We start from the raw sequence: 24,709 nt of genomic DNA on the forward strand, positions 1-24,709 counted from the left end.
CGTTCGTTCCCCGTTGCATTGTTCTTGCTTGTCTCTTGCTTGTCAGTAGAGCCAGCGGTAGCGCAAGCCGATCTCGGTCATCGGCGCGGTACCGGCGCGCGTGATGGAGGCATGGTTGAACACCAGCGCCAGATGGTCGTTGCCGAACACGCTGCCCGCCACCCCGAGCTGGATTTGCGTGCCCCACCCCTCGCGGTTGTCGTGCAGCAGCCCGACATCCATGAACGGGCGCCACGCACGCGTATAGCGATCAAGATAGTCCGTGCCAAAGCCGAACAGCAGGCCGAACTGCGTGAACGACTGCGGCATGAAGGCGCTGGCATCGGGCGCCGTATCCGCCGTGGCCACCGAAGGCAAGAGCCGCCCCAGCAACGCGCTTGGCGTGCCGGAGGCGCTGTAGTTCGCCCGCGTGCCGACCACACGGATCGTGTAGTCGGGGTACTCCACGCGCAAGCGGTAGCCGGCCTCGGCGTCAAACACCATGCCGCTGCCGAGGAATGCACGGTCCTGGCCGTAGAAGCGGTTGCCCTCGATGCGCGCGCGGATGTACTCGCGCTGCGTCAGGCGCCAGTTGCCGCCAATCGACACCAGATCCTTCACGCCACCCACGCGCAGTTGCGTGGTCTCGTCGGCGGGCTGGTTGCGGCCGACCGACAGCTCGGTACCGAACGGGCCGACCTGCCCCAGCAAGCCATCCAGCCTGAATGCGTAGAACGACGCCAGCCCCTGGCGCCAGCCAACCGTGCCTTTCCACTGGCTGTCTTGCGTCTGGTACTGCGAGATCCAGTCGACGCGGCGGTCCTGCGCCGGCACACCGGTCAGTTGCGTCTCGTCGGTCGAGCGCTGGTTACGCTGGGTGGCGCGCACCAGCATGCTGTAGTGATCGGTCAGGCGGATGCCGGCGGCGGCACTGCTTTCAAAGTACGTGAGCGGCGCCTGCTTGAACCACGTTTCGCGCGGCTCCAGCGCCTGCGCGTTCGTCAGCAGGGTCTCTTGCACGCGCTGGTGGAGCTGCTCGTCGTCAGGCGCGGTGGTCAGGCCTTCGAAAGACAGGCGCTGCGCCTCGCCCAGGCGGTCCGTGAGTGTGTTCGCGTCGATGCGGTTGTAGAGCGGAATGCGGTCAGGCGTGTCATCCAGCAGGCGGTTGAGCGTTTGCAGATCGCGCTCGGCCAGCGCGATAGAGATCTCGGCATAGGCGGGGCGCGTCATCCGGCGAGCGTATTGCTGCAGCAGCCACGCGCGCGCCAGATCGTTCGCCTCCTGCGACAGCGCCCAGCCAAGCGCGGCCTCCTTGGCCACGGCCGAGACGAGCTGGTCGCTCACGCGGGCGTTCTTGCGCTTGTCCGCGGGGGCCTCGGGTGGCTCCGGCGGCAACGTATCGATGTCGCCCAGCTCGGATTTCTGCACCGTGGCCCTGCCGCCTTCGCGGGCCTGCTGCGTGGCGCGGCGGTCATCGCGCAACAGCTCGATCAGTAAGCGCTGCGCAAGGTCGCCTGAGCCAAACGTCTGCGCCAGCGCGATGCGGCGGGCGCGCAGTTCGGTACGGGCGCCGTCTTCAAGCGGGACGACATCGTTGCCGTCAGCGTGACTGCCCACGACGACACGCGTGCCGACGCGGCGGTTGGCGGGGGCCTTGTCCTTGGTGTCCTTGGTGTTCGTGGCATCGGCACCCTCGCCACCATCGGCACGCCACAGCAGCCACCACGCCTCGCGGCGCAGGCGCCAGGCGGCGTCGGCTTGCCCAGCCATTTCACGCGCATCGGCATAGGCCAACAGCCAGAGCGGATCGTTGCGCATGGATTTGCCCTGGCGGCCGAGGAAGCGCAACGCGAGATTGGCATCGAACAGTTGCAGACCGGCGGCGGCATAAGCGCCCCAGTAGGCGGAATCGTTTTCGGCCTCGCCGCGCCACAGGGTCAGCGCGCGTTTCAGTTCGTCGTTCTGGCCGGAATCGAGCAGGCCCCACAGGAAGGCGGCTTTCACGTCGCTGCCGGCATCCGGCAGCGAGACGGCACGGCGCAGATCGCGCATGGCGAGATCCCACTGGCCGCTCTGGCGGTAGTACTCGGCGCGGGCGCCGAGCACGCCAGGAGATTGCTCGGCGGCGCGCCGCTGTTCCTGCGTCAGCGACGCCAGCAGCCCGTCGATGCGGCGAATTGCGCGGGCGCGCGTGTAGTAGTAGATGGCCTGCTGCAACGAGGCCATCGTCCCGCCCTTATGGAAGGCCAGTTCGGCCAGGCGGCCGGCATCGATGGGGCTGGCATCGTAGAAATCGATCATCGCCGACAAATCGTCCGGCTGCGCATTGCCGCCGATCAGCAACTGGCGATAGGCTTCGCGCGACAGGTCATCGCGCTGGTTCAAGCGTGCTAGCTGGGCGAACGTGCGCCAGTAGAGATCGTCCGTGGGCGACGCCACTTTGCTGGCGACTTCCATGACTGACAGCGCCTGCTCGAACTGCGCCCGCACGTACAGCATGTTGGCGAGCTTGAGCGCGTAGCGCGCATTCGGGCCGAACTCTTTCTGCAGGCGCACGTAGGTGTCGTAGGCCTGATCGTCCTTGCCGGCACGCTCGGCCAACATGGCGTAGCGCTCCAGAATCGCCTGGCGATGCGGGCCACGCGCAATGCCATTCAGGTAGGCCAGGCCTTCCACCGGCTCGCCCAAGCGCTCGTACGCGGCAATGACCTGATCGAGCAATTTCATGTCGCCGGGCTGGCGGCTGGCCTGGTAGCGCAGGCCGGCCAGATAGGCGTGGTCTTCGTTGAGCGCGGGCGCCAGGCGCAGCACGTTCTGCCAGGCCGCGTCGTCGCCGGTCGCCTGCGCATAGGCCAGCCAGTACTTCAGCGCAGACATCGGCTGGCGGTTCCACTCGGATACCTGGGCGGCGCGCTCGGTCCAGATCTTCAGGTCCGGGCGCTGGCGCACGGCGGCCTGGGCCACGCGCATGGCGTCGTTCAGATTGCCGCTGCTCATGAAGACGCGGTACGCGAGGTCGTAATCGTCGGCATTGAACGGCGCGATACCGCGTGCGATGGCCTCGGTGCCGGTGGGCTGGGCGGCGGGTGCGCCGACATCGTTCACCTTGTCCGCCACGCGGCGGATACGCGCCGCATAACGCTGACGCCGAGCGAGCCCTTCCGGCCCATCCATGAACACCGCGTCCGAGGAGGCTGGCAACGGCTCCGGCCGCCCCGCGAATGTCCAGTCATGCCGGACCGCGCCCGCCGCCAGGGCAATGCCCTCTTCCGATTGCCGCCACGACAGATGCAGCAGGCGGCGCGCATACTGATCGGCCAGATCCGGCCGGTTGCACGCCAGGGCCAGTCGCGTGAGGAAGCGCAGCGTTTCGGTGTCGTCGAGGAGCGGGCCCGCGCGGCGCGGCGCTTCGGCCATGGCTTCGTCGAGCAGGTTGCCACCTTGCAGCGCCTTGAGCCCGGCGATGAAGTAGCGGCGCTGTTCGTCGAGCGATTTGGCGCTGGCCTGCGCGGCAAAGTTGGCCGCGGCGGCGGCGCGGTATTCGCCCACGCCCAGCGCAATCTCGGCTGTGCGCGCCTGCCATTGCGCGGCGCGTGCGACGTCCTGCTTGGCCAGGCGCTGATAGAACTGCACGGCAATCGCGCCCTGATCCAGCGCACGCGCCTTGCCGGCCAGGATCTCCAGCTCGGCGGCAGTCCAGCGGTAGTCGAGCGCCTGCTTGAGCAGGCCACGCAAGTCATTCAGGATCGACGCCCGGCGCGGGTCGTTCGGCTGCAGCGCATAGGCGCGCTGCTCGCGAATGGCGATATCAAGCAACAGCGCTTCGCGTTCGAGCGACTTGTCATGCAGCGCGCGCATGCGGTTGAGCATGGCTTCGGCTTCGTCCAGGCGGCCGGTGCGCACGTACTGCGCGGCCAGCACGCTCAGGAATTCGCCATCGTTGGGGCGCACGCGCAACCAGGCTTCCAGGTATGCCACCGACAGCGCATCAACCTTGCCGCCTTCCAACAGGCGCGCTTCCAGCCGCTCGCGCGGGAACATGAGCGCGAGCGCCAGCCCGATCAGCGCGCCAAGCGTGCCGATGAGCCAGGGCGGAAGCAGCCGTTCGCGCGGCGTCAGGTCAGCAGACCACATCGATACGTTGGTAGGTCACGGATTGGGCGGCAACGCCATTCAAGTCCACACGCACCGTATCGCCTTGCGCACGGGTCGTGTGGGCCGGCGCGCCGTTGACCTTCACGCGGCACGCGCCAACGTTGGCCAGGCGGACAAACGGCTTGTAATAGCCGCCAGCTTCGAACGACAGGCCGTTGCCGCTACGCGTGAAATCACGCACAAAGGCCGCGGCTTCAGCAATGTAGGCAGGCTTGGCCGGCTCGCCGGCGGGCGCCATGGCAAAGCGTGCGGCGCCGTCGCCCAGGTGGATGTAGATGCCGCCTGCGGCCTTGTCGTAGCCGGCCACGCCCAGGGCATCGGCCAGACGCGGCGTGCCGGGCGCCATCCAGCGCAGTTCGCGCAAGTCGCCGTTGCCGCGCACGACCCAGGTGTCATCATCGCGGGCGATGGCCATATCGCGGAAGTCCATCACCTTCGCGACGTATTCCGTGGAGTAGATGGGAAACACCGGTTGCGAGAGCGCGTAGTCATAGTCCTTCTTCAGGGCCTTGAGCGACGCAAGCTTGGTGCCCGAATACATGTGGTAGTAGATGTTGATCGGCTTGAAGCGGTACGGCGTGTCCGTCATCTGCATCGTTTCAATCAGGCGTTCAAAGCCGTAGTACGGCCCCGTCCAGTCATTGGTATAGACGTTTTCGTTCTGATTGGGCGCAAATACCTGGTACGCGCCGGGGCCCTTGTCGATGCCGATGGAGGCAATGTCCGTCCACGAGGGCGAGCTGCGCGTGATGACGGTATCGCCCCCGTTGATGTTGACCACACCGGCCTGCCATGCCATGCGCACGGCCACTTCGGGCGGACGGCAGTCGCCCGACCACTGCAGGACCTTCACGCGCTTGCCCGGCGGCGCCAGACGTTCGTCGATGTAGCGGATGGAGCCGGCGATCTCGCGGTCGAGGCTGAACTTGTAGCCGGGAATAGTTAGCGTGAAGGCGGTATCGCCGCCGCCCGCATCCTTGCCGGGGCCCGCCGTCGGGCTTTGCACCGTGCGGCTCCAGTCGAACGGGTGCGAATACGTATGGGAGCCCAGTTCGACATACGGCAGCGCAAACATCTTGCGGGCAATGCCTTCCAGGCGCGGCGAAATCTTCGGATACAGGCCCGTCGGGCCTACCTCGCCTTCAATGACGGAAAGCGTGGTCGGAACGCGGTACTTGTCCCACACCTCCTGTTGCAGCACCTCGCCGGAATATTCGGGGCCCGGGAATTCCGCACGCGAGGCAAACCCGTCGCCGTCAACATGCACAAGCATCAGCCGGCGGCCGTTTTCGCTGGTCACGTCAGGGATGGGCATGTCGGGCAGCGCCAGCGCGCGGCGCAGAAACTCGATGGGTTGCACCACCCAGCGCGCCTGGTCGATGGTCTCCAGCGAAAACACCGCGAACGGGTACATCACGTAGCCGCCCCAATCTGTGATGGCTGCGGCGTCAAACTCCTGGCTGCCGGACTTCAGGCGCAGCAACGATTGCGCGGATGCGCCGGCACGGATGGGCACCGTCTCGCGCGCCAGCGGCCGGGGCGGCATCTCGAAGCCCATGATCTTGTCTTGCGACACCACCGAAACCGGCCCGCCATTGCCGGTGCCGGCATTGGCCATGCCGCGCACGTATTGCAGATGCAGCATGTCGGCCAGGCTGCCGTCCACCGGCATGCCGAAGCGGTTCATGAAGGCAATGCGCACGCCGTCGCGCATGCGGGCCCGCACCCACGCATTGAGCGCCGCGACCTGCTTGACGGGACTCGTATTCACCCACACCACCACCCCGGCATAGCGGTCGGGCGGCACGTCGGCGGGCAGCGGTTGATTGATGTCGGCGTATTCGACGTCGTAGCCGAGAAAATTGAGCGGCATGGCGACAAAGCGCACGCCCTCGCTGGTCTCGATGGTGGTGCGCGGGGCGCGTTCCTGCAGGATCAGCACCTTGCGCGGCATCACCTCGATCCGGCCCACGCCGATGGTCGACAACGCCGGATCGGTCACATAGGGGACCAGCCCCTGAGCCTTGATGCGCTTGGCGGTGTCGCGCGCGCAGGCACGGTCAGCCGGCGGGCAATAGTCGATCGAGATGACCGGCAGGTGGTATTCGTCGCGGATCCTGCGCGCCTGGCCCATCAGCCATGCGCGGTCGGCGTCGTTCACCTCTTTGTATTGCTTGGCGCCCTGGTCCCAGCCGCGATACAGCGATTCAAACGCCACCGCATACACCTGGTCATGCACCTGCGGCAGGATTTCAAAGCCACGGTTGAAGATCAGCTTGGCGTCCGGATAGCGCGCCTTGATCGCGCGAATCACGCGCACCATGCCGGCTTCCTGCGCCGCGCGCGAAGCATCGTCCTTGGCAACAAGCTGGTACGAGTCGAGCGTATCGAGGAAAAAGCCGCGGTAGCCCTTGTCCCACAGCGGCTTGATGACGTGGTCGACATAGAACGCCGGCCACTCGGGCTGGGCCTGGTCGACCACGCGGGAGGCCCATGCGGCGTTGTCGCCGAGCAACCACGCCTTGGGCAATGCCTTGAACCAGCCGCGCTCGGGCGTGACCTCGCCCAGGCTCACGTAGGCGAGCCACTGCGTGCTGGGCGTCTTGAATTGCGTTGGGTCGAAGCCATGGCCCGGCTCGACGACGACGGCATCGAAGGCGCGCAACTGGCCCACCGGCGGTTTGTCGCCGTAGTACCACGCGATGTTCGGCGCGCTGGCCGAGACCGAAGATGCAACCGCAGACGCACCGGACCCGGTGGTGGCAGACGTTTGCTGCGCAAACGTCATCCAGGGCATCGATACGGTGGCTGCGACAAAAAGCCCTGCCAACCGTGCGATCGTCCCCGCCGTATTCCCCCGTTTCCCCCCGGTGCGCCGCTGTAAACGGCTGAGAACCCACATGAACTGGCACTCCGCTATGCAACTATGTGCATCAATTAGGCCGATCTGCGCCGGCACTGAAGATCGGCGCCTGTGCTTGCGCCGTCCGGAACCGCTGTTTTTCTTCCCGGTCACCGCCCGCAAACGCAGGCCCCGCAAGGCATACCGAGACAATGTGTCCGAAGGTGGAGTATCGCCGATGCCGTGGGTACACGGCAAACCACATTTTTGATGGCCGCATACCCTCCTCGGACATAAACAATTGTTTGAGATCGCCAGCGCACGCCGTGGTTTGACAAAGCGATCGGGGCTGCACCATGATCAGCCGAAGCCACATTTCACGCGACCGTGCAGTTGTCGCTGCGCAACGACGCGACTTGCCCGGACGGCTCCGCCCCCATGTCCGCCCTCATCCTTGCCCTGCTGATCCTGATCAGCGCCTTTTTTTCCGCTTCCGAAATCGCCCTCACGGCGTCGCGGCGCACGCGCCTGCAAACCCTGGCCGACGACGGCGACACCCGCGCCCTGCGCGTCCTGCAGCTCAAGGACATGCCCGGCAACTTCTTCACGGTGGTGCAGATCGGGGTGAATGCGGTGGCCATCCTGGCCGGTGTCATCGGCGACAGCCAGATCTCCGGGCCGCTGGCCGCGTGGCTGAGTGACTGGCTGCCGGCCGCCCGCGCCGAACGCATCGCAAGCATCGTCGGCTTCATCATCGTGACGGGGCTGTTCATTCTCTTTGCCGACCTGCTGCCCAAGCGCCTGGCCGTGCTTTACCCCGAGCGCTGCGCAATGTCGATCATCGGCCCGATGCAGTCGTGCCTGCGCGCGCTGCGGCCGGTGGTGTGGCTGTTCAATGGGGCGGCCGACATATTCCTCAAGCTGTTTGGCGTGCCAACGCACCGCGTCGACCAGATCACCACCGAAGACATCGCCGCCATGATGGGCGCGGGCGCCGAAGCCGGTGTGCTGCGCAAGCACGAGCTGGCCATGATCGAAAACGTGTTCGAGCTGGAATCGCGCACCATCGCTTCAGTGATGACCGTGCGCGACGAGGTGATCTACTTCACGGTGGACGAGTCGGTGGAGTCGATCAAGATGAAGATCATTGCCCAGCCGCACGCCGAATACCTCGTCTGCCGCGAAGGCATCGACTCGGTGCTCGGCTTCATCGCGTCCAAGGACATCCTGCAGCAGATCCTGTCGGAAGAGTCCTCCGCCGTGATCCGCAACATCAGCAAGCACTACGACAAGAACCTGCTGGTGCTGCCCGATACGCTCAACCTGTCACAGGCGCTCACGCGCTTTCGCGAGATGCACGAGCGCTTTGGCGCGGTGGTCAACGAATATGGGCTGGTGGTCGGTGTAGTGACCCTGGACGACATTGTCGGCGCGGTAATGGGCGACATCCTGTACCTTGGCGAAGACGAGCAGATCGTGCGCCGCGATGACGGCTCGTGCCTGATCGACGGTGTCACGCCGCTGGGCGACGTCAAGCGCGCCTTCGACCTCGATGACCTCCCCGGCGAGCACCACGTCGAAACCCTCGCCGGGCTGGTCATCTACGCGCTCAAGCGCATTCCCAAGAAGAGCGAAAGCGTCGATATCGGGCCGCTGCATATTGAAGTGCTCGACATCGACAACCACCGCGTCGATCAGTTGCTGGTTTCGCGACGCATCGATCCGCCGGCCGCGGCATCGCCTTCCGCCTCGTGAGCGGCAAACACTTCCTTGGCGGCGAACATGCCGTTGAGCGCTGCCGGAAAACCCGCGTATAGCGCCATCTGCAGGATCGTCTCGGTGATCTCCGTGCGCGTGAGCCCCACGTTGAGCCCCGCCGCAATGTGCACCTTCAACTGCGGTGCGGCGTTGCCCAGGGCCGTGAGCGCGGCAATGGTGGCGATCTCGCGCTCGCGCAGCGCCAGGCCCGGGCGGCAATAGACATCCCCAAACCCGAACTCGACGATGTAGCGGCCGAGGTCGGGCGAGATGTCGGCCATGGCCTCGACCACGCGCTCGCCGGCCACATCATCGACTTCCTTCAGCTTTTGCCAGCCCCGTGCGTAGCGGTCGTCCTGCAGGTTGGCGTGGTTTGCGGCTTGTGCGGTGTGCGTGGTCGGGGTCATGCGCGTCCTCATTCGGTTGGCGTTTCGGCTGGTGTTTCGATTTGGGAGATGAGGAAGCAGAGCCCTTCGCGCCTTCCACGGCTTCAATCTGTGCCCGGATGCCGTCGTAGACGACGAGTTTGGCGCGCAGCACGGCCAGCGTTTCGGCCCGCGCGCGCAGCTCCGCTTCCAGCGCCGCAGCATGCAACTCCAGCAGGCGTTGGCGCGCCGACACACTCTCCAGACTGTCGCCCTGCCGCCGCAACGCGGCGTACTGCTGCATCTGCGCGATCGGCATGCCGGTATCGCGCAGGCGCAGCAGGAAGGCCAGCCACGCCATGTCTTCGGCACGGAAGACGCGATGGCCGTTATCGCGCCGCTGCACGCTGTCGAGCAGGCCGATGCGCTCGTAATAGCGCAGCGTATGCGTCGACAGGCCGGTGGCTTCTGCAACCTGGGCGATGGTCAGGAATGTGGTCATGAACGGAGCTTAGAAGTTAGAGCGCACTCTAAGTCAAGCGACTTTACGCGAATTTTTCTGACCCGCACAAAACAAAACGCCGACCTCCTGTGAGAGGTCGGCGCCTTGGTGTGCAGAGAAACTGGCGGGCCGCCGTGGATCAACCGCCCACGCCGTACGCGCTCTTGTCCTGCTGCTTCGGACGATGGTCGCGCTTCTTTTTCTTCTTGTGATGGTGTGCCTTCTTCTCGCCTGCGGCCGGTGCCGATGCCGCAGGTGCGGGCGCGGCGGCGGCAGGTGCAGCGGGTGCCGGTGCTGCCGGTGCGGATGCCTGCGCAAATGCGCCGGCGCTGAAGACTGCAGCCACGAGGGCAGCCAGGAGCTTGTTCATCGTGTTGTCCTTACAGAAGAGACTGGTTAGTGGCGCGTTCCGGTTATCGGAGGGAGCGTGACCCAATGCGCTCCCGCGCCTGCTCTGCAATGCGCGAACCCACATCGAAATGACCCGCGCATCAGCACGCAGTGTGGTGTAGACGCCAGCGGTTGTCCACCTGAAGCCTGACGGTACGCCGATGCGCGGGGCGGTGCCTTGATGTGTCTCAACCCATCGCAACAGCCCCCGGAGGCAGCGAAACCTGCCTTGTTACGCGCGCTTACACCGTGGGCAGAACGCTTACAAACGGCAGTCATCGCGCGCTCTATGTCAGGCGTTTTTGGAGGCATGGATCGCAAATGGGACGAGATCCATGTATCTGGAGTCCCAATATCCCGCTTGTACCTGATTGATTAAGGAGTCTCACATGAAAGTCGCTCAATCCCTGGCCGCTCTGATCGTTGCTGGTGCCTTCGCAGCCCCCGTGTTCGCCGCTGGCACCGCCTCCGCACCGGCTGCCGCACCTGCACCGGCCGCGACCGCTGCAGCGACGACCACCGATGCCGCTTCGGCACCGAAGGCTGAAGCCAAGCACGAGAAGAAGCACGCCCACAAGAAGGCCCACAAGGCTGCAGCCAAGTCGGAAGCCAAGACTGACGACGCTTCGGCACCGAAGGCTGCTGCGCCTGCCAAGCAATAAGGCAGTCGCGCCATGAAAAACGCCGGGACATTCCCGGCGTTTTTTTTATTGGAACCGCATCCATGCAGATGCGGCAGACGCTCCGCGCCTTCGATCTGCGCCGCCTTGCAGTTCGTGCGGTTCGACCGGTTCCACTAAAATGGCGTGCCCGCCGTTTCCTTCAATCACGTTCCTTTCGAATTTCCGCTCTCTCATGCCGCTGTCTTCGCGTGCCCTGCCCGGTTTTGCGCTTTTCCTCCTGATGGCCTTCGGAGCATTGAGCGGCACCGCCCGGGCACAGACGGCAGCTGTCGCCAACACAGAAAGCAGCGCGAAGAACAGCACAGAAGCCAGCGACTGGAGCATCGCGGTTGGCCCGGCGATTTACGTGTCGCCCAAGTATCCGGGCGCGAAATCGAGCTTCGTGTTTCCGTGGATCGATCAGGAAATCGAATACAAGCGCCGGTTCTTTTCCAAAGGGATGGACTTTGCCGGCGTATACCTGGCCAACGACGACACGTGGCAGGTGGGTGGCAACTTCCAGTTTGACCCGACATGGCGCCATGCGCACGACGACGCGCGCCTGAATGGTCTGGGCAATGTCAACGCCACGGTGCGCGCAAAGGCGTTCGCGCAGTACACGGTGTCGTTCCTCACGCTGTCCACCGATGCCGAGCAGGACATCCTCGGCAACCGCCAGGGGTTGATCGCCAATGCCGATGCCTACGCGAGCGCGCCGGTCGGCCGCTGGCTATTCAGCCTTGGCACCGGCGTGTCGTGGACGAACGGCCAGTACATGCGTACGTTCTTTGGCGTGGACGATGGGCAGAGCGCGCGTTCGGGCCTGCCGGTATTCGCCACCCATGGGGGGCTGCGCGACATCCACTTCAACGCCATCGTCACATGCAAGCTCGATGACCGATGGACGGCCAATGGGTCGCTCACGGTTGCGCGGTTGCGCGGGGATGCCGCAGACAGCCCGGTCACGCAGCGCCGCCAGCAGACCACGGCTATGGCCTCGCTCACGTACCGATTCCGCTGACTCCGCTGACATTGCCGCCAACATCGGGCGCCAGGCGGTGCGCAATCGCTTGCGCAGGTTAGGTGACGTCTGCCTCGCAAAGCTATGTACACGAGGCAATCAGATGATGAAACCAGAACTTGACCCGCGCGCCTCTCACCCAAACGGATCATGCTTCCTTTTCACAACAGGCATGCACGTGGACTAGCGCAACCGCCCCACTTTTTTTGCTAGTCTGTTTGGCAAGCGGCGATCACTTCCGATCAATGCGCGGGCAGTGAACGGTGTCTTCCCACCGGTGGCGGACACCGCAAGACAGGAGGGCTTGACCATGTTGCGGTGGATTGCAAACTGGGCTTTGAGCCACGCACCCTCTCCCGAGAAGCAGGCCGAACGCGCGCTAAGCGAATTGCGCATGGAGCTGTACCAGGCAGAGCAGCGCGTGATGGATGCACAAATGCACGCGGACTATTACCGCGCCCGTCTCATATTCCTGGAAGACGTCGTCAAGAAAGGCATCGAGCGCGTCTCCGACCAGCGCAAGGGCAAGCAGGAAAGCGCCCACGCATTGCGCGCCGGTCTCAAGTTCACGGCCGAGCTGTGGCGCGAATCGCAATCGCGCGACTCACACATGCTCAAGCGCCGCACGGCGATGTCGTTCATCGACCCGCACGACGCACAGGCCGACGACTCGCACGCGCCGAAGATCCACCACTTCTCGAAAATCCCCGTGGATTCGCAGTTCGACGACAACGTGAGTGCGCTGCCCTCCAAGCACGCCGCGGCGGAGAAGGCGTAGCGCGTGAGCTGGCCGGGGTGGCCAGCCCGCAGCGCCAGCGCATCAGGTACATCGACACGTTCGGCTCCGTGCACGGGTGGTAGCAGTGGCGGTGGCGCCTACGGTGCCACCATCGACACGCCGTACTGCGCAAAGATGCGCTGCAGCTCGCCGCTGGCGCGCAGTGCATTGAGCGCGGCCTCCAGCGCCTGCGCCAGTTCACGCTGATCCGCCTTGACGGCCATGCCGATCGCCCAGCCACGTGCGGGCAACAGCGGCGACTGCAGTTCGGTCGCCACAAAGCGTGTGGCAGATTGATTCTGCGTCTTCAGCGCACTTTCGTATTGCGCCCGCGTCACCATTGCCGCGGCAATCTGGCCAGAGAACAGCGCACGTAAGGCCTCGTTGGCCTCCGGATAGATCTTCACCTTGTTGCGCAAGGCGCCGTTGGCGCTGGACAGCAGCGCGCTCGCGCCGCCCGATCCTTGCTCGGCGCCGGTCGCCTGGCCGGCCAGGTCTTCGAAACTGCTGACCCTGTGGACGCGCTCGCTGTCGTACACCAGCACATAGCCTTCGCGAAGGTAGGGCGCGAAGATCAGCACCTGGCCGTTCTGGCGAATGAAATTCGGGTCGACCGGCACATGCAGCATCACGTCGGCCGGGCCATACCCCAGGTAGTGCCCCTTCCAGACCATGTTGCGCAGGTCACCCGACATGCCGTCGTCATCCGCATCAAACGGCAGCAACGACGCCGACAGCCCCATCTGCTTGCCGAGCGCATTGGCGAGCGCCACGTCGATGCCGCTGAATTGCCCCCCGACGTTGTCGGAGAACGGCGGCAGGCCCTTGTACAGCGCGACCTTCAGGGCGCCGCTCTGGCGGATCTTCGCCATGTCGGCATGTGCCGGTGCGGCGCTCGCCACCACGGCTGCCGCAGCAAGCAGAAGGCTGGCAAGGCGACGAAAAACCCCGACCGCGGCCAACCGAAAACGGGCGTTCATGAGACATCTCCTGGCGGAAAAAAATGAGCAAGCCGATGCACACGAAGGCAGGGACAGCATCGGCTCGCAAAGCTGCCAACAGGGGCAGGCCGACCTACTACTCCTGTACGCGGCGCGATTCCAGATACGTCTTGATCGACCAGACCGCTTCCTGGCTCAGCACACCGTCAAACGGCGGCATGTAGACACGGCCGTCGCGGGTGCGGCCGTGGCGGACCGTGGCGGTGAAGTACTGCGACACCTCGCCGTAGCAGGCCTCCTTCTTCTTGGCGTCGGCCAGCGACATGCAGTCGGTGTCGAGCTTGCGCAGGTCGGGCGCGATCCCACCGGAGATAGCCTCCAGCCCATGGCAGCGCGCGCAGTTCTGGTTGAACGCCGAGGAGCCGATACGCAGGGCTTCGTCGTGTGCGGGGCTCGTCCGGTATGGATTGTCCTGACGCCAATCGGCCCCGAGTTGCGGTAAGGTGTGCGTGTCTACGGCCTGTGGCGTGACATCGCCGTGAGCGGATGCGGCTGCGGGCAATCCCCCGGCCAGAAGTGCGCAGACAGAGAGCAGCGCGAGCAAGTTGCGAGGCGTTTTCAAGAGTGTCTCCTTGGTGTCGTTGAAACGATTTTTGGAGGCATTTCTGCAAGAGCCATACCAAGGCGCAAACCTGCCGGCAAACCCGGCCAACATCCGCCAAGCGCTCCGGATATTCGATGCGCCGGTTGGCACAGGTGCTCAGGAATGCAACACCCTGGCAAGGGTCTTGCTTCATGGCGCAACACTTCCGGTTCGCACCCGAGTTAAATGAGGCGATCCGGGCGACCCGCACACAGATTGCGGGCGAGGTTTAAGGAGACACACCATGACCCCTCACGCGGCAGCCGACCCGCGCGCTTCCGAGATCGCCCCAGCCACACTCGGCGACGCCCCGAACGATCAGCCCGAACTGATCGCGCAGTCCCACGAGCGATCCAAGTCTTATGGCTTGCGGCCTTATGAGTCACCCGACTTCTGCCCGGTGCTGCATAACGAGCTGAAGACCGAGATCGAGCGCAGTCAGTCGCTGTTCACGCACGCGCTGCCCGTGATGGAGACGCTCTACAGCCAGATCGTCAACACGCAGAGCATGGTGATCCTGACCGACACGTCGGGCCTGATCCTGCATTCGCTGGGGGATGACGACTTCCTGGCTCAGGCCAGCAAGGTGGCCCTTCAGCCCGGTGCGCTGTGGTCGGAAGCGAGCCGGGGCACCAACGCCATCGGCACAGCGCTGGCCGACGGCAAACCGACGCTGGTTCACGGCTCCGAGCACTACCTGCAGGCCAACCAGTTCCTCACCTGTTCGTGTGCGCCGATCTTCGATCCGTACGGCGCCACGGTGGGTGCGCTCGATGTGACGGGCGACCATCGCGGCTTTCACAAGCACACCATGGCGCTGGTGCGCATGTCGGCGCAAATGATCGAGAACCAATTGTTTGCCAACACGTTCCAGGACGTGGTGTGCATCCACTTCCACTCGCGCCCGGAATTCATCGGCACGCTGGTCGAGGGCATTGCGGCCTTTACGCCGGCGGGGCGCTTCCTGTCGGCCAACCGCAGTGGTGAATTCCAGCTCGGGCTGTCGATCCGCGCGCTGCATGCGCATACTTTTTCGTCGCTGTTCGGGCTGTCGATGTCGCAGTTGATCGACCGTGAGCGCAGCGCCGCAGCAGGCATCATGCAGTTGCAGTTGCCCAGCGGCGTGAAGGTGTTTGCGCGCGTCGAATGGAAGCGGCCGGCCAACCGCATGGTGGGCGGCGCGATGGGCACCGATCTCTCGGCCGAGCGCGACACGGCACCGCGCCGGGCCTACATCGAGCCCTCCCGGCAGCCGGCAAGCCTGGAGGCGTTGGATACTGGCGACGCGCAGATCCAGACTGTGATCGGCAAGCTGCGCAAGGTCATCGGCAAGGACATCCCTGTCATGGTCCTGGGCGAAACCGGCACCGGCAAGGAGCTGCTCGCGCGTGCCATCCATGCCGACAGCCCGCGCCACGCCGGCCCCTTCATCGCCGTGAATTGCGCATCGATTCCGGAAGCGCTCATTGAGTCTGAACTGTTCGGCTACGAAGAAGGCGCCTTTACCGGCGCGCGCAAGAAAGGCGGCATCGGCAAGATGGTGCTGGCTAACGGCGGCACGCTCTTCCTCGACGAGATCGGCGACATGCCGCTGCACCTGCAGGCCCGCCTGCTGCGCGCGCTGCAAGAGCGGGCGGTCTCGCCCCTGGGCAGCAACAAGCTGATCCAGGTGGATGTGACGGTCGTGTGCGCGACGCACCGCAACATGCGAGAAATGGTGGCCAGCGGGCAGTTCCGCGAAGATCTGTATTACCGCCTCAACGGCCTGGTCGTGCGCCTGCCGGCGTTGCGCGAGCGCAGCGACCTCGACGTGGTGGCCAACAAGCTGCTGAAGCTCGAACAGGCCGACGCGCCCCCCATCAGCGAAGCTGTGATGCAGATGTTCCGCAGCTACCATTGGCCCGGCAACATCCGCCAGCTCGGCAATCTGCTGCGCACTGCCCGGCTGATGGCCGAAGGCGCTCCGGAAATCACCGAAGACCATCTGCCCGACGATTTTCTTGAAGACTGGCAGGCGCGCCATGGCGGCCAGCCGGCTGCGGACAATGCAACGGCAGCGGCTGCACCGCCTGTCACCCAAAACGTGGGCGGCACCCACCCCAAGCGCCTTGCCGATGTGGAGAGCATGACCATCATGGCGGCTGTGAAGGCCCACAACGGCAACATCTCCGCCGCTGCGAAGGCGCTCGGCATTTCACGCAACACGATCTACCGCAGGATCGACGAGGCCGGCGGCTTGCCCTCAGACACCGACTGACCACGCTGACGCACGGATGGCGGTGCCCAGCGCTTTCGCCATCTCCCCCACCGCCAGGTGCCCGCCCGGCACCCACACCAACCGCGCATGCGGTATCGCTGCAGACAAGCGCAGCGCATTCCCGGGTCGGCAAACGTTGTCTTCCCGCCCATGCAGCAGCGTCACGGGTAATCCCCTGGCGCCGATACGCGCAGCCGCGCGCAACAACGCGGATTTCCCGAGTCCCGCCCGCCGATAGAGGTAGTGCGCCTGTAACCGGTACTTGCGCACCAGGGCCACGTGCTGTTGCCGGGATGGGCGTCGCGCCTGCGGCCGCAGCCCCAACAACCGATGCTCCGCACGCTGCCACGCCCGGGCAATGCTCAATTTCTGAACAGTTGTACCAAGCTGCAACATGTCTGTTGCAATGAGAAGGCGACCACGGGCCGCGGGAAAACCCTCGCCTCGCCGATCAATGCCTCGCAAGAGATCACGACCGGCACCGCGCGCGTTGAACAGCGCCTGCACATCGTCGAAACCCGTCAGGAAGGTGCCGCGCAGCACCAGCGCCGATATGGCATCGGGAAAGCGATCGGCGTAGGCCAGCGCCAGCGCCGCGCCCCATGATCCGCCGACCACGCCCCAGCGCTCAATGCCGAGCACGACGCGCAGTTGCTCAAGATCGGCCAGCAGCGCCGTCACCGTATTGCGCCGTAGCGTACCGGCCGGGCGCGAGCGCCCGGCGCCGCGCTGGTCTGGCAGCACAGCGCGATGCCGCAGCGGATCGAACCACGCGGCCATCGAAGGCGCGCACCCGCTGCCCGGGCCGCCGTGCAGCACCACCCACGGTTCGCCGCTGTCAGGCCCGCATTGGCACACATGCAGGCAGTGGCCATCGGGCGTGCGCAGATTGAAGCGGGCGGACGTGGCTGGCCAGTCGGAAATGGAAATGGAAATAGGCATGGATGTTGCCTTGATGACGGTGCGGCTGCGTTCGGCACACGCCTGCGTCAGCCGCAGAACACCGCAGTGCACTCACTAACTATGCCAACCCTCAAGGAGGAGACATGAACTGGACGACGCCCGCCTACACCGAACTGCGACTCGGGTTCGAGATCACCATGTACATCGCCAACCGCTGATGTTGCGCGGCTGAGCACGCAAGGCTTGGCAAGCCCGCCGGTTCTTCACGGCGGGCTTTTCTTTTGCCTCGAGGCTCGCCTGCCTTCTTGCCATCTCCTGGCCGACTTCTTGCTCAATCCGCCCGACACATTGGATTCGCATCATGACGATACTCAGGGTTCTCGGCTCGGCTGCCGGCGGCGGTTTTCCACAGTGGAACTGCAACTGCCGCAACTGCGACGGCGTGCGGCGCGGCACGGTGCGCGCCACCCCGCGCACGCAGTCTTCCATCGCGCTGGGCGATGGCCAATGCAACTGGATCGTGGTGAATGCCTCGCCAGACATCCTCGCGCAGCTGCGCAACTCGCCGGCGCTGCAACCGGCGCGCACGCCGCGTGATACGGGCATCGTGGGCGTTGTGCTGATGGATGCGCAGATCGATCACGTGACCGGCCTGCTGATGCTGCGCGAGCACCGGCAAGCACTGCCTGTCTATGCCAGCGCGGCAGTCATTAGCGATCTGTCCACCGCCTTCCCGCTCACGCGCATCCTGTCGCACTACTGCGGGCTCGACACGCGCGCGCTGGCACTGGACGGCACAGCGTTCTCGGTACCTCCGCTCGACGATTTGGCGTTGACGGCGATCCCGCTGGAGAGCAAGGCGCCGCCCTACTCACCCAGCCGCAACGCGCGCCGCGTGGGCGACAACATCGGCTTGCGCATCGTCGACCGAAGGAGCGGCCGGCGGGCGTTCTACGCACCCGGTCTCGCTCGCGTCGAACCGCATGTGTTCGACGAAATGGGCGCGGCAGACGTGGTGCTGGTGGACGGCACCTGCTGGCGCAACGACGAGATGCTCACCCTTGGTTTCTCCACCAAGACGGCAGCCGACATGGGCCACCTCGCGCAATCCGGCCCGGGCGGCATGATGGAAGTGCTCGACCAGTTGCCGGCAACGCGCAAGGTGCTCATCCACATCAACAACACCAACCCGATCCTCGATGAAGACTCGCCGCAGCGGCGGGAGTTGGAGGCGCACGGCATCGAGGTGGCTTACGACGGCATGGAAATTTCGCTATGACACACCCTGTTGCCTGGACTGCCGAAGACTTTGAAGCACGGCTGCGCGCGAAGCAGGCGGGCTATCACATCCATCATCCGTTCAACCTGCGCATGCGCGCCGGTGAATGCACGCCGGAAGAGATCCGCACATGGGTTGCGAACCGCTTCTATTACCAGGTCAACATCCCGCTCAAGGATGCGGCCATCCTGTCCAACTGCCCTAACCGCGCAACGCGCCGCGAGTGGATCGTCCGCATCCACGACCACGACGGCAACGAAGCGCAGCCCGGCGGCATCGAGAGCTGGGTGCGGCTGGGCGAAGCCGTGGGCCTGACGCGCGACGCACTGTGGTCTCACCGGCATCTGCTGCCGGGCGTGCGCTTTGCGGTGGATGCGTATGTGAACTTCGCGCGCCGCGCGCCGTGGCAGGAAGCGGTGTGCTCCTCGCTCACGGAGATGTTCGCGCCGGACATTCACAAGGAACGGCTGGCCGGCTGGCCCGAGCACTATCCGTGGGTGCAGCCGGAGGGGCTGGCGTACTTCCGCTCGCGCATTCCCCTGGCCTCGCGCGACGTCGAGCACGGCCTGCGCGTGACGCTCGACTACTTCCGCACGCCCGAGCAGCAACAGCGTGCGCTGGACATCCTGCAGTTCAAGCTCGACATCCTCTGGTCGATGCTCGATGCCATCCAACAGGCCCACGCCCATGACCCCGCCCTTGCCTGATCCCGCCCACCCCATGCTGCACCGGACCTTCCGGCTGCAATGGGAAGACATGCAGCAGAGCTGGGTGCTGCTGTACCCCGAGGGCATGGTCACGCTCAATGACAGCGCCGCCGCAATCCTGCAGCGCTGCGACGGTGCCCATACCCTCGACATGCTGATCGACGACCTGCAATCTGCCTTTGGCGTGCAGGGCATCGCTCCGGAGGTCCACGCCTTTGTCAAACATGCATTTGAACGCGGCTGGCTCGTTTGAAGCCGAATCGCTGCAACTGCCGGCGGCCGCGCCGATACCCGGCCCGCCGCTCTGGCTGCTGGCCGAGCTGACCTATCGCTGCCCGCTGCATTGCGCTTTCTGCTCCAACCCGGTCGACTACACACGGCACGATCTGGAACTCACTACAGAGCAGTGGTGCGATGTGTTCACCCAGGCGCGGGCGCTGGGCGCGGTGCAGCTCGGCCTGTCGGGCGGCGAGCCGCTGTTGCGCAAGGATCTCGAAACGCTGGTCGCGCATGCCCATGGGCTCGGGTTCTACGTGAACCTCGTCACATCGGGGGTGGGCCTGACCGATGCGCGCCTTGGGGCGTTGCGCGCTGCGGGGCTCGACCATATCCAATTGTCGTTCCAGGATTCCACGCGTGAGCTGAATGACTTTCTCTCGAGCACGCGCACCTTTGACCTGAAACGCCGGGTGGCGGATCTGATCAAGGCCCACGGGTATCCGATGGTGATGAACTGCGTGATGCACCGGCACAACCTGCCGCACGTGGGAGCCATCATCGACATGGCGCTGGAGATCGGTGCCGAATACCTGGAACTCGCTAACACGCAGTACTACGGCTGGGCATGGGAGAACCGCCAGGCGCTGATGCCGACCCTGGAGCAACTGCGCGACGCTGAGGCCGTGGTGAACGACTACCGCAAGCGCATCGGCAACCGATGCCAATTGCTTTACGTCGTGCCCGACTACTTCGAGCAACGCCCGAAGAAGTGCATGAACGGCTGGGGCACCACATTCCTCGGCATTGCGCCGGATGGCGTTGCGCTGCCCTGCCACTCTGCACGCATGCTCCCGGGGCTGGAGCTGCCCAACGTGCTCAGCCAGCCGCTGCGCGACATCTGGCGAAGCAGCGACGCCTTTCAACGCTTTCGCGGCACACATTGGATGCCGGAACCGTGCCAGTCATGCGAGTCGCGCGAGGAAGATGCGGGCGGCTGCCGCTGTCAGGCGTATCTGTTAACGGGCGATGCGACGCGCACGGACCCGGTTTGTGGAAAATCGGCAGATCACGGCGCGCTGCAGAAGGTGGTGCTACAAGGTCGGATGGCTGCGATGAACGGGTTCGGGCAGATGCGCGACACCCGCACCGGTGAAGTGCCCATCGTGTTCCGGACCGATGCCAATTCGCGCTGGCTCACGCGGCCATAGAACGCAGTCATAGAACACCGTCATTGAAAGAGGGCCGGACAATGCCGGCCCTCTTCCCTTGCGAGCGACGCGGAAGCTCAGGAGCCTGAACTCAACACCCAGGCCACCAGTTGCTTCGCTTCGTCTTCCTTGAGGTTGGGATGCGCAGGCATCGGAATGCGGCCCCACGCACCCTTGCCGCCATCGCGCACCTTCTGTGCCAGCTTGGCCGCCGCGTCTGCATCGCCCTTGTACTTGGCGGCCACATCGGCGAAGGCCGGCCCGACGATCTTGGCATGCATGCTGTGGCACGAGAAGCAGCCGCTCTTCTCGGCCAGGGCCTGCATGTCGGGCGTGGCGTGGGCGGGCGCCGCCCCGATTGCTGCGGACGCGACGGCCAGCAGCGAGAACACTCCATTGCGCATGATCACGATCTGAAACTCCATGAAGCTGTACAAGAGGCTGCGCGCCGCAAAGGGCGCACAGCACTCAACCACGCAGGTCAGTTCCTGTGCAGTTTGAACACCCAAACCGAACCGCCCTGCTCCAGGAAGTTCACGCGCTTGGCCACTTCACCGCCCCACAGCGGCACTGCACCACCCCAGCCCGACACCACGGCCACGAACTGCTCACCGTTGTCTTCCCAGGTGACCGGCGGCGCGACGATGCCGCTGCCGGTCTGGAATTCCCACAGCTCCTTGCCGGTCTTGGCATCGGCTGCCTTCAGATAGCCCTCGGGCGTGCCCCAGAACACCAGGCCGCCGGCAGTCGTCATCACACCACCCCACAGCGGCGCGTTGTTCTTGATCTGCCATTCGATCTTGCCGGTCTTCGGGTTGATCGCGCGCAGTGCGCCGATGTAATCCTCATTGAGCGGCTTGATGGTGAAGCCTGCACCCAGATAGGCCGCACCCTTCTTGTAGCTGACGGGCTCGTTCCAGATGTCCATGCCCCACTCGTTGGCGGGCACGTAGAACAGGCCGGTTTGCGGGCTGTATGCCATCGGCATCTGGTTCTTGCCGCCCAGGAAGCCCGGCTCGGCAAACACCGCCTTGCCCTTCTTGTCTTCACCCGTGGCCTGGGCCGGATCGCCTGGACGGTGGTCCGCTGTGTAGTTCGGGCGGCCGGTCTTGAGATCAATGCTGGTGGCCCAGTTGACCTTCACGAACGGGAACGCGTTGAGCAGCTTGCCGGTCTTCGCGTCGTTCACGTAGAAGAAGCCGTTGCGGTCAGCCTTGCCGCCGACGCGCTTGCCGTCCATGTCGAACGTCACGAACTCGTTCACGCCGTCGAAATCCCAGCCGTCGTTCGGGGTGTTCTGGTAGTGCCAGACGATCTTACCGGTGTCCGGATCGATGGCCAGCGTCGACGACGAATACAGGTTGTCGCCCTTGCGCAGGTGGCTGTTCCACGGCCCCGGGTTGCCAGTGCCGAAGTAGACCAGGTTGGTCTGCGCGTCATAGGTGCCGCCCAGCCACGTCGATGCGCCACCGGTCTTCCAGGTCTCGCCGGGCCAACTGGCGTTGAGCGTGCCCGTCATGCCGTTCTCGGTCTTGTTGCCGTCCTTGTCGTACTTGTAGCCCATGTGGCCTTCGACCGTCGGGCGGGACCAGATCAGCTGGCCGGTCTTGGCATCGCGCGCTTCCACACGGCCCACCACGCCAAACTCGCCGCCAGACACGCCAGTCAGCACCATGCCCTTCACGATCAGCGGTGCGGCGGTCGTGGAGTAGCCGGCGGCGTAGTCTTCGATCTTGTCTTTCCAGACGATCTTGCCGGTGTCCTGATTGAGTGCGATCAGTTGCGCATCGAGCGTGGAGAAGATGACCAAGTTGTCGTACAGCGCAGCGCCGCGGTTGACGACGTCGCAGCAGGGCATGATGCCTTCGGGCAGACGCTGCTCGTACTTCCACAGCTTCTTGCCGGTCTTCAGGTCGATCGCGTAGATGCGCGAGTACGACGCCGTGACGAACATCTTGCCGTTGTAGATCAGCGGCTGGGCCTCCTGCCCGCGCTGCTTCTCACCGCCAAACGAGAACGACCATGCCGGCACGAGCTGGCTGACATTCTTCGTGTTGATCTTGGTGAGCGACGAGAAGCGCTGCCCTTGCGTACCCATGCCCCAGGTCAGCACGTCGTTCGACGATTTCGCGTCGTTCTCGATCATGGCATCGGTAACGGGGGGCGTTGCAGCGTGCACGGCAACACTTGCAGCCGCCATGGCAGCCGCAAATGCAATCACTCGTAGTGTCCTCATTCTTATCTCCTCTACCTCTCTTTATGGTCCGGGTCCGGCAGTGTGATGTCACACCGGTCGGACTCAGGGCAAATCCCGTGCCATCAAAAAACACCGAGAAATCGCGGTTTCAAGAGCGTTCCGGCGCCATCTTGCGTGCCATACCGGAACACATCGTTTGTTCTGTTGCGAAATGGAGCAACGCATTGGACGCAGCCCGAGCGAATATCGCGCCGGCTCAGAGCGCGCGCGTGCGCCGGCCCGGCAACATGCGCTGTACGCACCGCTGTGCATCGAACCACTGGTGCTTGATCACCCCGGCAACGTGCAGCGCAACCAGGCAGAGCAGCAGATCGGCCGTCGTGCCGTGCACCGTGTAGAACATGTGCTGCAGTGCGTTGTCGACCCAACCCCAGCGCGGCAGCGGAACGCCCCAGAAGCGCGTTCCGTATTGATTGAACGAAGACCCGAGGTAGCCCGACAGCGGCATAACGACCATGCACATGTAGAGCAGCCGGTGGGTGACGCGCGCCAGCTCTGTCTCCCAGCAATGCAGCCCCGGGATCGACGGTGGCGCAGCTTGGCGGACACGCACAACCACGCGCCACGCAATCACCAACGCCGCTGTCAGGCCGAGCGATTTATGCAGGTTCACCCAGGCAGCCTTTCCGGGCGCTCCCTTGGCCAGACCGGTCATGTAGTAGCCCAGCGCAAACAGGCCGCATAGCAGCAAGGCGCTCACCCAATGCAATGCGATGGGCAGGCCCGCATAGGTCGACGCGGGTGCGCGGAGGATTCGATCAGCGCGGCGCATCGAGGCTGCCCACCGAGGTTGGATAGGTCACGACGCCCCAGGGCAGCTTGTAGCCCCGGAGCGTATCGACGACCTCGCGCTTCTGCGCGTCGATCACCTGCACACTGTTCGAGCGGCCGCAGGCCAGCAGCAGCTTCTGTTCGCCGGGCGTGAAGCTGAAATGCCAGCAACGCTTGCCGACCGGAATGGCGGCCACCGGCGCAAGGGTGTGTGCATCAAACACCTGCAGTTGATTTGCGCGGCTGGCTGCCACCCAGAGGTACCGGCCCTCGCGGTCGAACGCGATGCCGTACGGCCCCTGCCCGGTCGGCACGGTCTTGATCGGCTTGAACCCGGCATCCAGCAGCAATAGGTTGTTCGAATTCTCCAGCGTCACCGCATAAACTTTTCCGTCGGGAAATATCTTGATGCCGCGCGGCCGATTGCCGAACGGCGCGACATCCACCAGCCGGATCTGCTTGAGCGTGGACAGGTCGTAGACGCCGACCGTGTTGTCACCCTCGTTGGCCACCAGCAGCAACTTGCCGTCCGATGAAAACTCGATGGCTTCGGTCTCGCGTGCGGCCTTGATGCGGCCGACCACGGCCCATTGCGTGAGATCGATGATGGCGACTTCGGCGGGCGCTTCATCTTTCTCGCCCTTCTCGTCTTTCTCGTCTTTTCCGGCGCGGTCGTTCTTGCCCGGCTGCCCGCCTTCCGACGCAGGTTCGTAAGTGACGAACGCCCGGCGGCCATCCGGCGCGATGCGCATGAATTCGACATTCCTGCCGACCGCGATGCGCTTGACCTCTTTACGCGTACCCGTATCGACCACCGACACATCCGCGCTGCCCTGGTTGGCCGTCAGCAGCCAGCGGCCATCGGGGGTGACGGCAAGGCCGCGCGGGTCCTTGCCCACGGCAATCTCGTCAATCTGCTTGAGCGTGCGTGCATTCAGCACGGTCACGCCACCGCCTTGGTTCGTGACATACGCGATGGGGTCCGGCACCTCGGCAACCGCCTGGAGGGTGGCTACCAAACCCACGCAGATCAACGTGGCAATCCGGGTGTAGTAGGTCAAAGCATTCATGA

Annotated in this window: 22 protein-coding genes; 10 read left to right on the forward strand and 12 right to left on the reverse strand. The window is 64.6% G+C overall.

Annotated features, from left to right (window positions below):
- Positions 1-42 precede the first annotated feature (42 nt).
- A complete protein-coding gene (locus R2N16_RS14130) occupies positions 43-4,113 on the reverse strand; it encodes a tetratricopeptide repeat protein (protein ID WP_316666381.1) in 4,071 nt (1,356 codons plus the stop codon).
- Positions 4,100-6,931, reverse strand: coding sequence for a bifunctional glycoside hydrolase/polysaccharide deacetylase family protein (locus R2N16_RS14135; RefSeq protein WP_428984132.1), 2,832 nt, complete (start codon positions 6,929-6,931; stop codon positions 4,100-4,102). Before R2N16_RS14135 ends, R2N16_RS14130 begins: the two co-directional genes overlap by 14 nt.
- A 483-nt stretch (positions 6,932-7,414) precedes the next feature.
- On the opposite strand from R2N16_RS14135, the gene paeA reads away from it, so the two are divergent.
- Positions 7,415-8,731: a polyamine export protein PaeA gene (gene paeA, locus R2N16_RS14140; protein WP_316666382.1), complete on the forward strand. Its 1,317-nt coding sequence runs from the start codon at positions 7,415-7,417 to the stop codon at positions 8,729-8,731.
- Here paeA and R2N16_RS14145 read toward each other — a convergent pair.
- From R2N16_RS14145 to R2N16_RS14155, 3 genes are all read right to left on the reverse strand, one after another.
- Positions 8,671-9,141 (reverse strand): carboxymuconolactone decarboxylase family protein, encoded by a 471-nt coding sequence (locus tag R2N16_RS14145; RefSeq protein WP_316666383.1) that lies wholly within the window; start codon positions 9,139-9,141, stop codon positions 8,671-8,673. The genes paeA and R2N16_RS14145 overlap by 61 nt on opposite strands.
- Positions 9,044-9,601, reverse strand: coding sequence for a MerR family transcriptional regulator (locus tag R2N16_RS14150; RefSeq protein WP_316666384.1), 558 nt, complete (start codon positions 9,599-9,601; stop codon positions 9,044-9,046). The genes R2N16_RS14145 and R2N16_RS14150 overlap by 98 nt, the downstream gene beginning before the upstream one ends.
- A gap of 139 nt (positions 9,602-9,740) precedes the next feature.
- Positions 9,741-9,971, reverse strand: coding sequence for a signal peptidase (locus R2N16_RS14155; protein WP_316666385.1), 231 nt, complete (start codon positions 9,969-9,971; stop codon positions 9,741-9,743).
- A 409-nt stretch (positions 9,972-10,380) separates the two neighbouring features.
- Here R2N16_RS14155 and R2N16_RS14160 point away from each other — a divergent pair, with 409 nt between their 5' ends.
- The 3 genes from R2N16_RS14160 to R2N16_RS14170 all read left to right on the forward strand — a co-directional run bounded on the left by R2N16_RS14160 (position 10,381) and on the right by R2N16_RS14170 (position 12,452).
- On the forward strand, positions 10,381-10,653 hold the full coding sequence (locus R2N16_RS14160; RefSeq protein ID WP_316666386.1) for a hypothetical protein: 273 nt from the start codon (positions 10,381-10,383) through the stop codon (positions 10,651-10,653).
- A 193-nt stretch (positions 10,654-10,846) separates the two neighbouring features.
- Positions 10,847-11,674 carry a MipA/OmpV family protein gene (locus R2N16_RS14165; RefSeq protein ID WP_316666387.1) on the forward strand — a complete coding sequence of 276 codons (828 nt, stop codon included), beginning with the start codon at positions 10,847-10,849 and terminating at the stop codon, positions 11,672-11,674.
- Between the two features lie 337 nt (positions 11,675-12,011).
- Positions 12,012-12,452: a hypothetical protein gene (locus R2N16_RS14170; RefSeq protein WP_316666388.1), complete on the forward strand. Its 441-nt coding sequence runs from the start codon at positions 12,012-12,014 to the stop codon at positions 12,450-12,452.
- A 98-nt stretch (positions 12,453-12,550) separates the two neighbouring features.
- On the opposite strand, the gene R2N16_RS14175 is transcribed toward R2N16_RS14170, so the two are convergent.
- Together R2N16_RS14175 and pedF are read right to left on the reverse strand one after the other, a co-directional pair.
- A complete protein-coding gene (locus R2N16_RS14175) occupies positions 12,551-13,432 on the reverse strand; it encodes a substrate-binding periplasmic protein (protein WP_316666389.1) in 882 nt (293 codons plus the stop codon).
- Positions 13,433-13,529: 97 nt separating this feature from the next.
- Complete coding sequence (pedF, locus tag R2N16_RS14180) at positions 13,530-14,015, reverse strand: cytochrome c-550 PedF (RefSeq protein WP_316666390.1); 486 nt, start codon at positions 14,013-14,015, stop codon at positions 13,530-13,532.
- A 265-nt stretch (positions 14,016-14,280) separates the two neighbouring features.
- Between pedF and R2N16_RS14185 the strand changes: the two genes are divergently transcribed.
- A complete protein-coding gene (locus tag R2N16_RS14185; protein WP_316666391.1) occupies positions 14,281-16,293 on the forward strand; it encodes a sigma-54-dependent Fis family transcriptional regulator in 2,013 nt (670 codons plus the stop codon).
- Here R2N16_RS14185 and R2N16_RS14190 read toward each other — a convergent pair.
- Positions 16,279-17,223 (reverse strand): alpha/beta fold hydrolase, encoded by a 945-nt coding sequence (locus tag R2N16_RS14190; protein WP_316666586.1) that lies wholly within the window; start codon positions 17,221-17,223, stop codon positions 16,279-16,281. The two genes, R2N16_RS14185 and R2N16_RS14190, sit on opposite strands and share 15 nt — an antisense overlap.
- A 116-nt stretch (positions 17,224-17,339) precedes the next feature.
- Between R2N16_RS14190 and pqqA the strand changes: the two genes are divergently transcribed.
- From pqqA to pqqE, 5 genes are all read left to right on the forward strand, one after another.
- Positions 17,340-17,414, forward strand: coding sequence for a pyrroloquinoline quinone precursor peptide PqqA (gene pqqA / locus R2N16_RS14195; protein WP_009277446.1), 75 nt, complete (start codon positions 17,340-17,342; stop codon positions 17,412-17,414).
- Positions 17,415-17,557: 143 nt separating this feature from the next.
- Positions 17,558-18,475: a pyrroloquinoline quinone biosynthesis protein PqqB gene (gene pqqB / locus R2N16_RS14200; protein WP_316666392.1), complete on the forward strand. Its 918-nt coding sequence runs from the start codon at positions 17,558-17,560 to the stop codon at positions 18,473-18,475.
- Complete coding sequence (gene pqqC / locus R2N16_RS14205; protein WP_316666393.1) at positions 18,472-19,182, forward strand: pyrroloquinoline-quinone synthase PqqC; 711 nt, start codon at positions 18,472-18,474, stop codon at positions 19,180-19,182. The genes pqqB and pqqC overlap by 4 nt, the downstream gene beginning before the upstream one ends.
- A complete protein-coding gene (gene pqqD, locus R2N16_RS14210; RefSeq protein WP_316666394.1) occupies positions 19,163-19,435 on the forward strand; it encodes a pyrroloquinoline quinone biosynthesis peptide chaperone PqqD in 273 nt (90 codons plus the stop codon). The genes pqqC and pqqD overlap by 20 nt, the downstream gene beginning before the upstream one ends.
- On the forward strand, positions 19,407-20,609 hold the full coding sequence (gene pqqE / locus R2N16_RS14215; protein WP_316666395.1) for a pyrroloquinoline quinone biosynthesis protein PqqE: 1,203 nt from the start codon (positions 19,407-19,409) through the stop codon (positions 20,607-20,609). The genes pqqD and pqqE overlap by 29 nt, the downstream gene beginning before the upstream one ends.
- Positions 20,610-20,686: 77 nt before the next feature.
- Here pqqE and R2N16_RS14220 read toward each other — a convergent pair whose 3' ends face one another.
- The 4 genes from R2N16_RS14220 to R2N16_RS14235 form a co-directional block, all read right to left on the reverse strand.
- Positions 20,687-21,019 carry a c-type cytochrome gene (locus R2N16_RS14220; protein ID WP_316666587.1) on the reverse strand — a complete coding sequence of 111 codons (333 nt, stop codon included), beginning with the start codon at positions 21,017-21,019 and terminating at the stop codon, positions 20,687-20,689.
- A gap of 71 nt (positions 21,020-21,090) precedes the next feature.
- Complete coding sequence (locus tag R2N16_RS14225; protein ID WP_316666396.1) at positions 21,091-22,845, reverse strand: PQQ-dependent methanol/ethanol family dehydrogenase; 1,755 nt, start codon at positions 22,843-22,845, stop codon at positions 21,091-21,093.
- Positions 22,846-23,062: 217 nt separating this feature from the next.
- Positions 23,063-23,638 (reverse strand): cytochrome b, encoded by a 576-nt coding sequence (locus tag R2N16_RS14230; protein ID WP_316666397.1) that lies wholly within the window; start codon positions 23,636-23,638, stop codon positions 23,063-23,065.
- Entirely contained in the window at positions 23,625-24,707 is a 1,083-nt protein-coding gene (locus R2N16_RS14235; RefSeq protein WP_316666398.1) for a beta-propeller fold lactonase family protein, read from the reverse strand. The genes R2N16_RS14230 and R2N16_RS14235 overlap by 14 nt, the downstream gene beginning before the upstream one ends.
- Positions 24,708-24,709: the final 2 nt, after the last annotated feature.

The sequence above is a fragment of the Ralstonia psammae genome (genome assembly GCF_958405935.1).
GTDB lineage: Bacteria > Pseudomonadota > Gammaproteobacteria > Burkholderiales > Burkholderiaceae > Ralstonia > Ralstonia psammae.

Bases quoted from the DNA above. Each gene is read 5' to 3' on its own strand.
- R2N16_RS14130 (WP_316666381.1), bottom strand. From the start codon at position 4,113: ATGTGGTCTGCTGACCTGACGCCGCGCGAACGGCTGCTTCCGCCCTGG.
- R2N16_RS14135 (WP_428984132.1), bottom strand. From the start codon at position 6,931: ATGCCCTGGATGACGTTTGCGCAGCAAACGTCTGCCACCACCGGGTCC.
- R2N16_RS14165 (WP_316666387.1), top strand. From the start codon at position 10,847: ATGCCGCTGTCTTCGCGTGCCCTGCCCGGTTTTGCGCTTTTCCTCCTG.
- paeA (WP_316666382.1), top strand. From the start codon at position 7,415: ATGTCCGCCCTCATCCTTGCCCTGCTGATCCTGATCAGCGCCTTTTTT.
- R2N16_RS14185 (WP_316666391.1), top strand. From the start codon at position 14,281: ATGACCCCTCACGCGGCAGCCGACCCGCGCGCTTCCGAGATCGCCCCA.
- pqqB (WP_316666392.1), top strand. From the start codon at position 17,558: ATGACGATACTCAGGGTTCTCGGCTCGGCTGCCGGCGGCGGTTTTCCA.
- R2N16_RS14150 (WP_316666384.1), bottom strand. From the start codon at position 9,601: ATGACCACATTCCTGACCATCGCCCAGGTTGCAGAAGCCACCGGCCTG.
- R2N16_RS14225 (WP_316666396.1), bottom strand. From the start codon at position 22,845: ATGAGGACACTACGAGTGATTGCATTTGCGGCTGCCATGGCGGCTGCA.
- R2N16_RS14175 (WP_316666389.1), bottom strand. From the start codon at position 13,432: ATGAACGCCCGTTTTCGGTTGGCCGCGGTCGGGGTTTTTCGTCGCCTT.
- R2N16_RS14230 (WP_316666397.1), bottom strand. From the start codon at position 23,638: ATGCGCCGCGCTGATCGAATCCTCCGCGCACCCGCGTCGACCTATGCG.
- R2N16_RS14145 (WP_316666383.1), bottom strand. From the start codon at position 9,141: ATGACCCCGACCACGCACACCGCACAAGCCGCAAACCACGCCAACCTG.
- R2N16_RS14160 (WP_316666386.1), top strand. From the start codon at position 10,381: ATGAAAGTCGCTCAATCCCTGGCCGCTCTGATCGTTGCTGGTGCCTTC.
- pqqE (WP_316666395.1), top strand. From the start codon at position 19,407: ATGCATTTGAACGCGGCTGGCTCGTTTGAAGCCGAATCGCTGCAACTG.
- pqqC (WP_316666393.1), top strand. From the start codon at position 18,472: ATGACACACCCTGTTGCCTGGACTGCCGAAGACTTTGAAGCACGGCTG.
- R2N16_RS14155 (WP_316666385.1), bottom strand. From the start codon at position 9,971: ATGAACAAGCTCCTGGCTGCCCTCGTGGCTGCAGTCTTCAGCGCCGGC.
- R2N16_RS14235 (WP_316666398.1), bottom strand. From the start codon at position 24,707: ATGAATGCTTTGACCTACTACACCCGGATTGCCACGTTGATCTGCGTG.
- pqqD (WP_316666394.1), top strand. From the start codon at position 19,163: ATGACCCCGCCCTTGCCTGATCCCGCCCACCCCATGCTGCACCGGACC.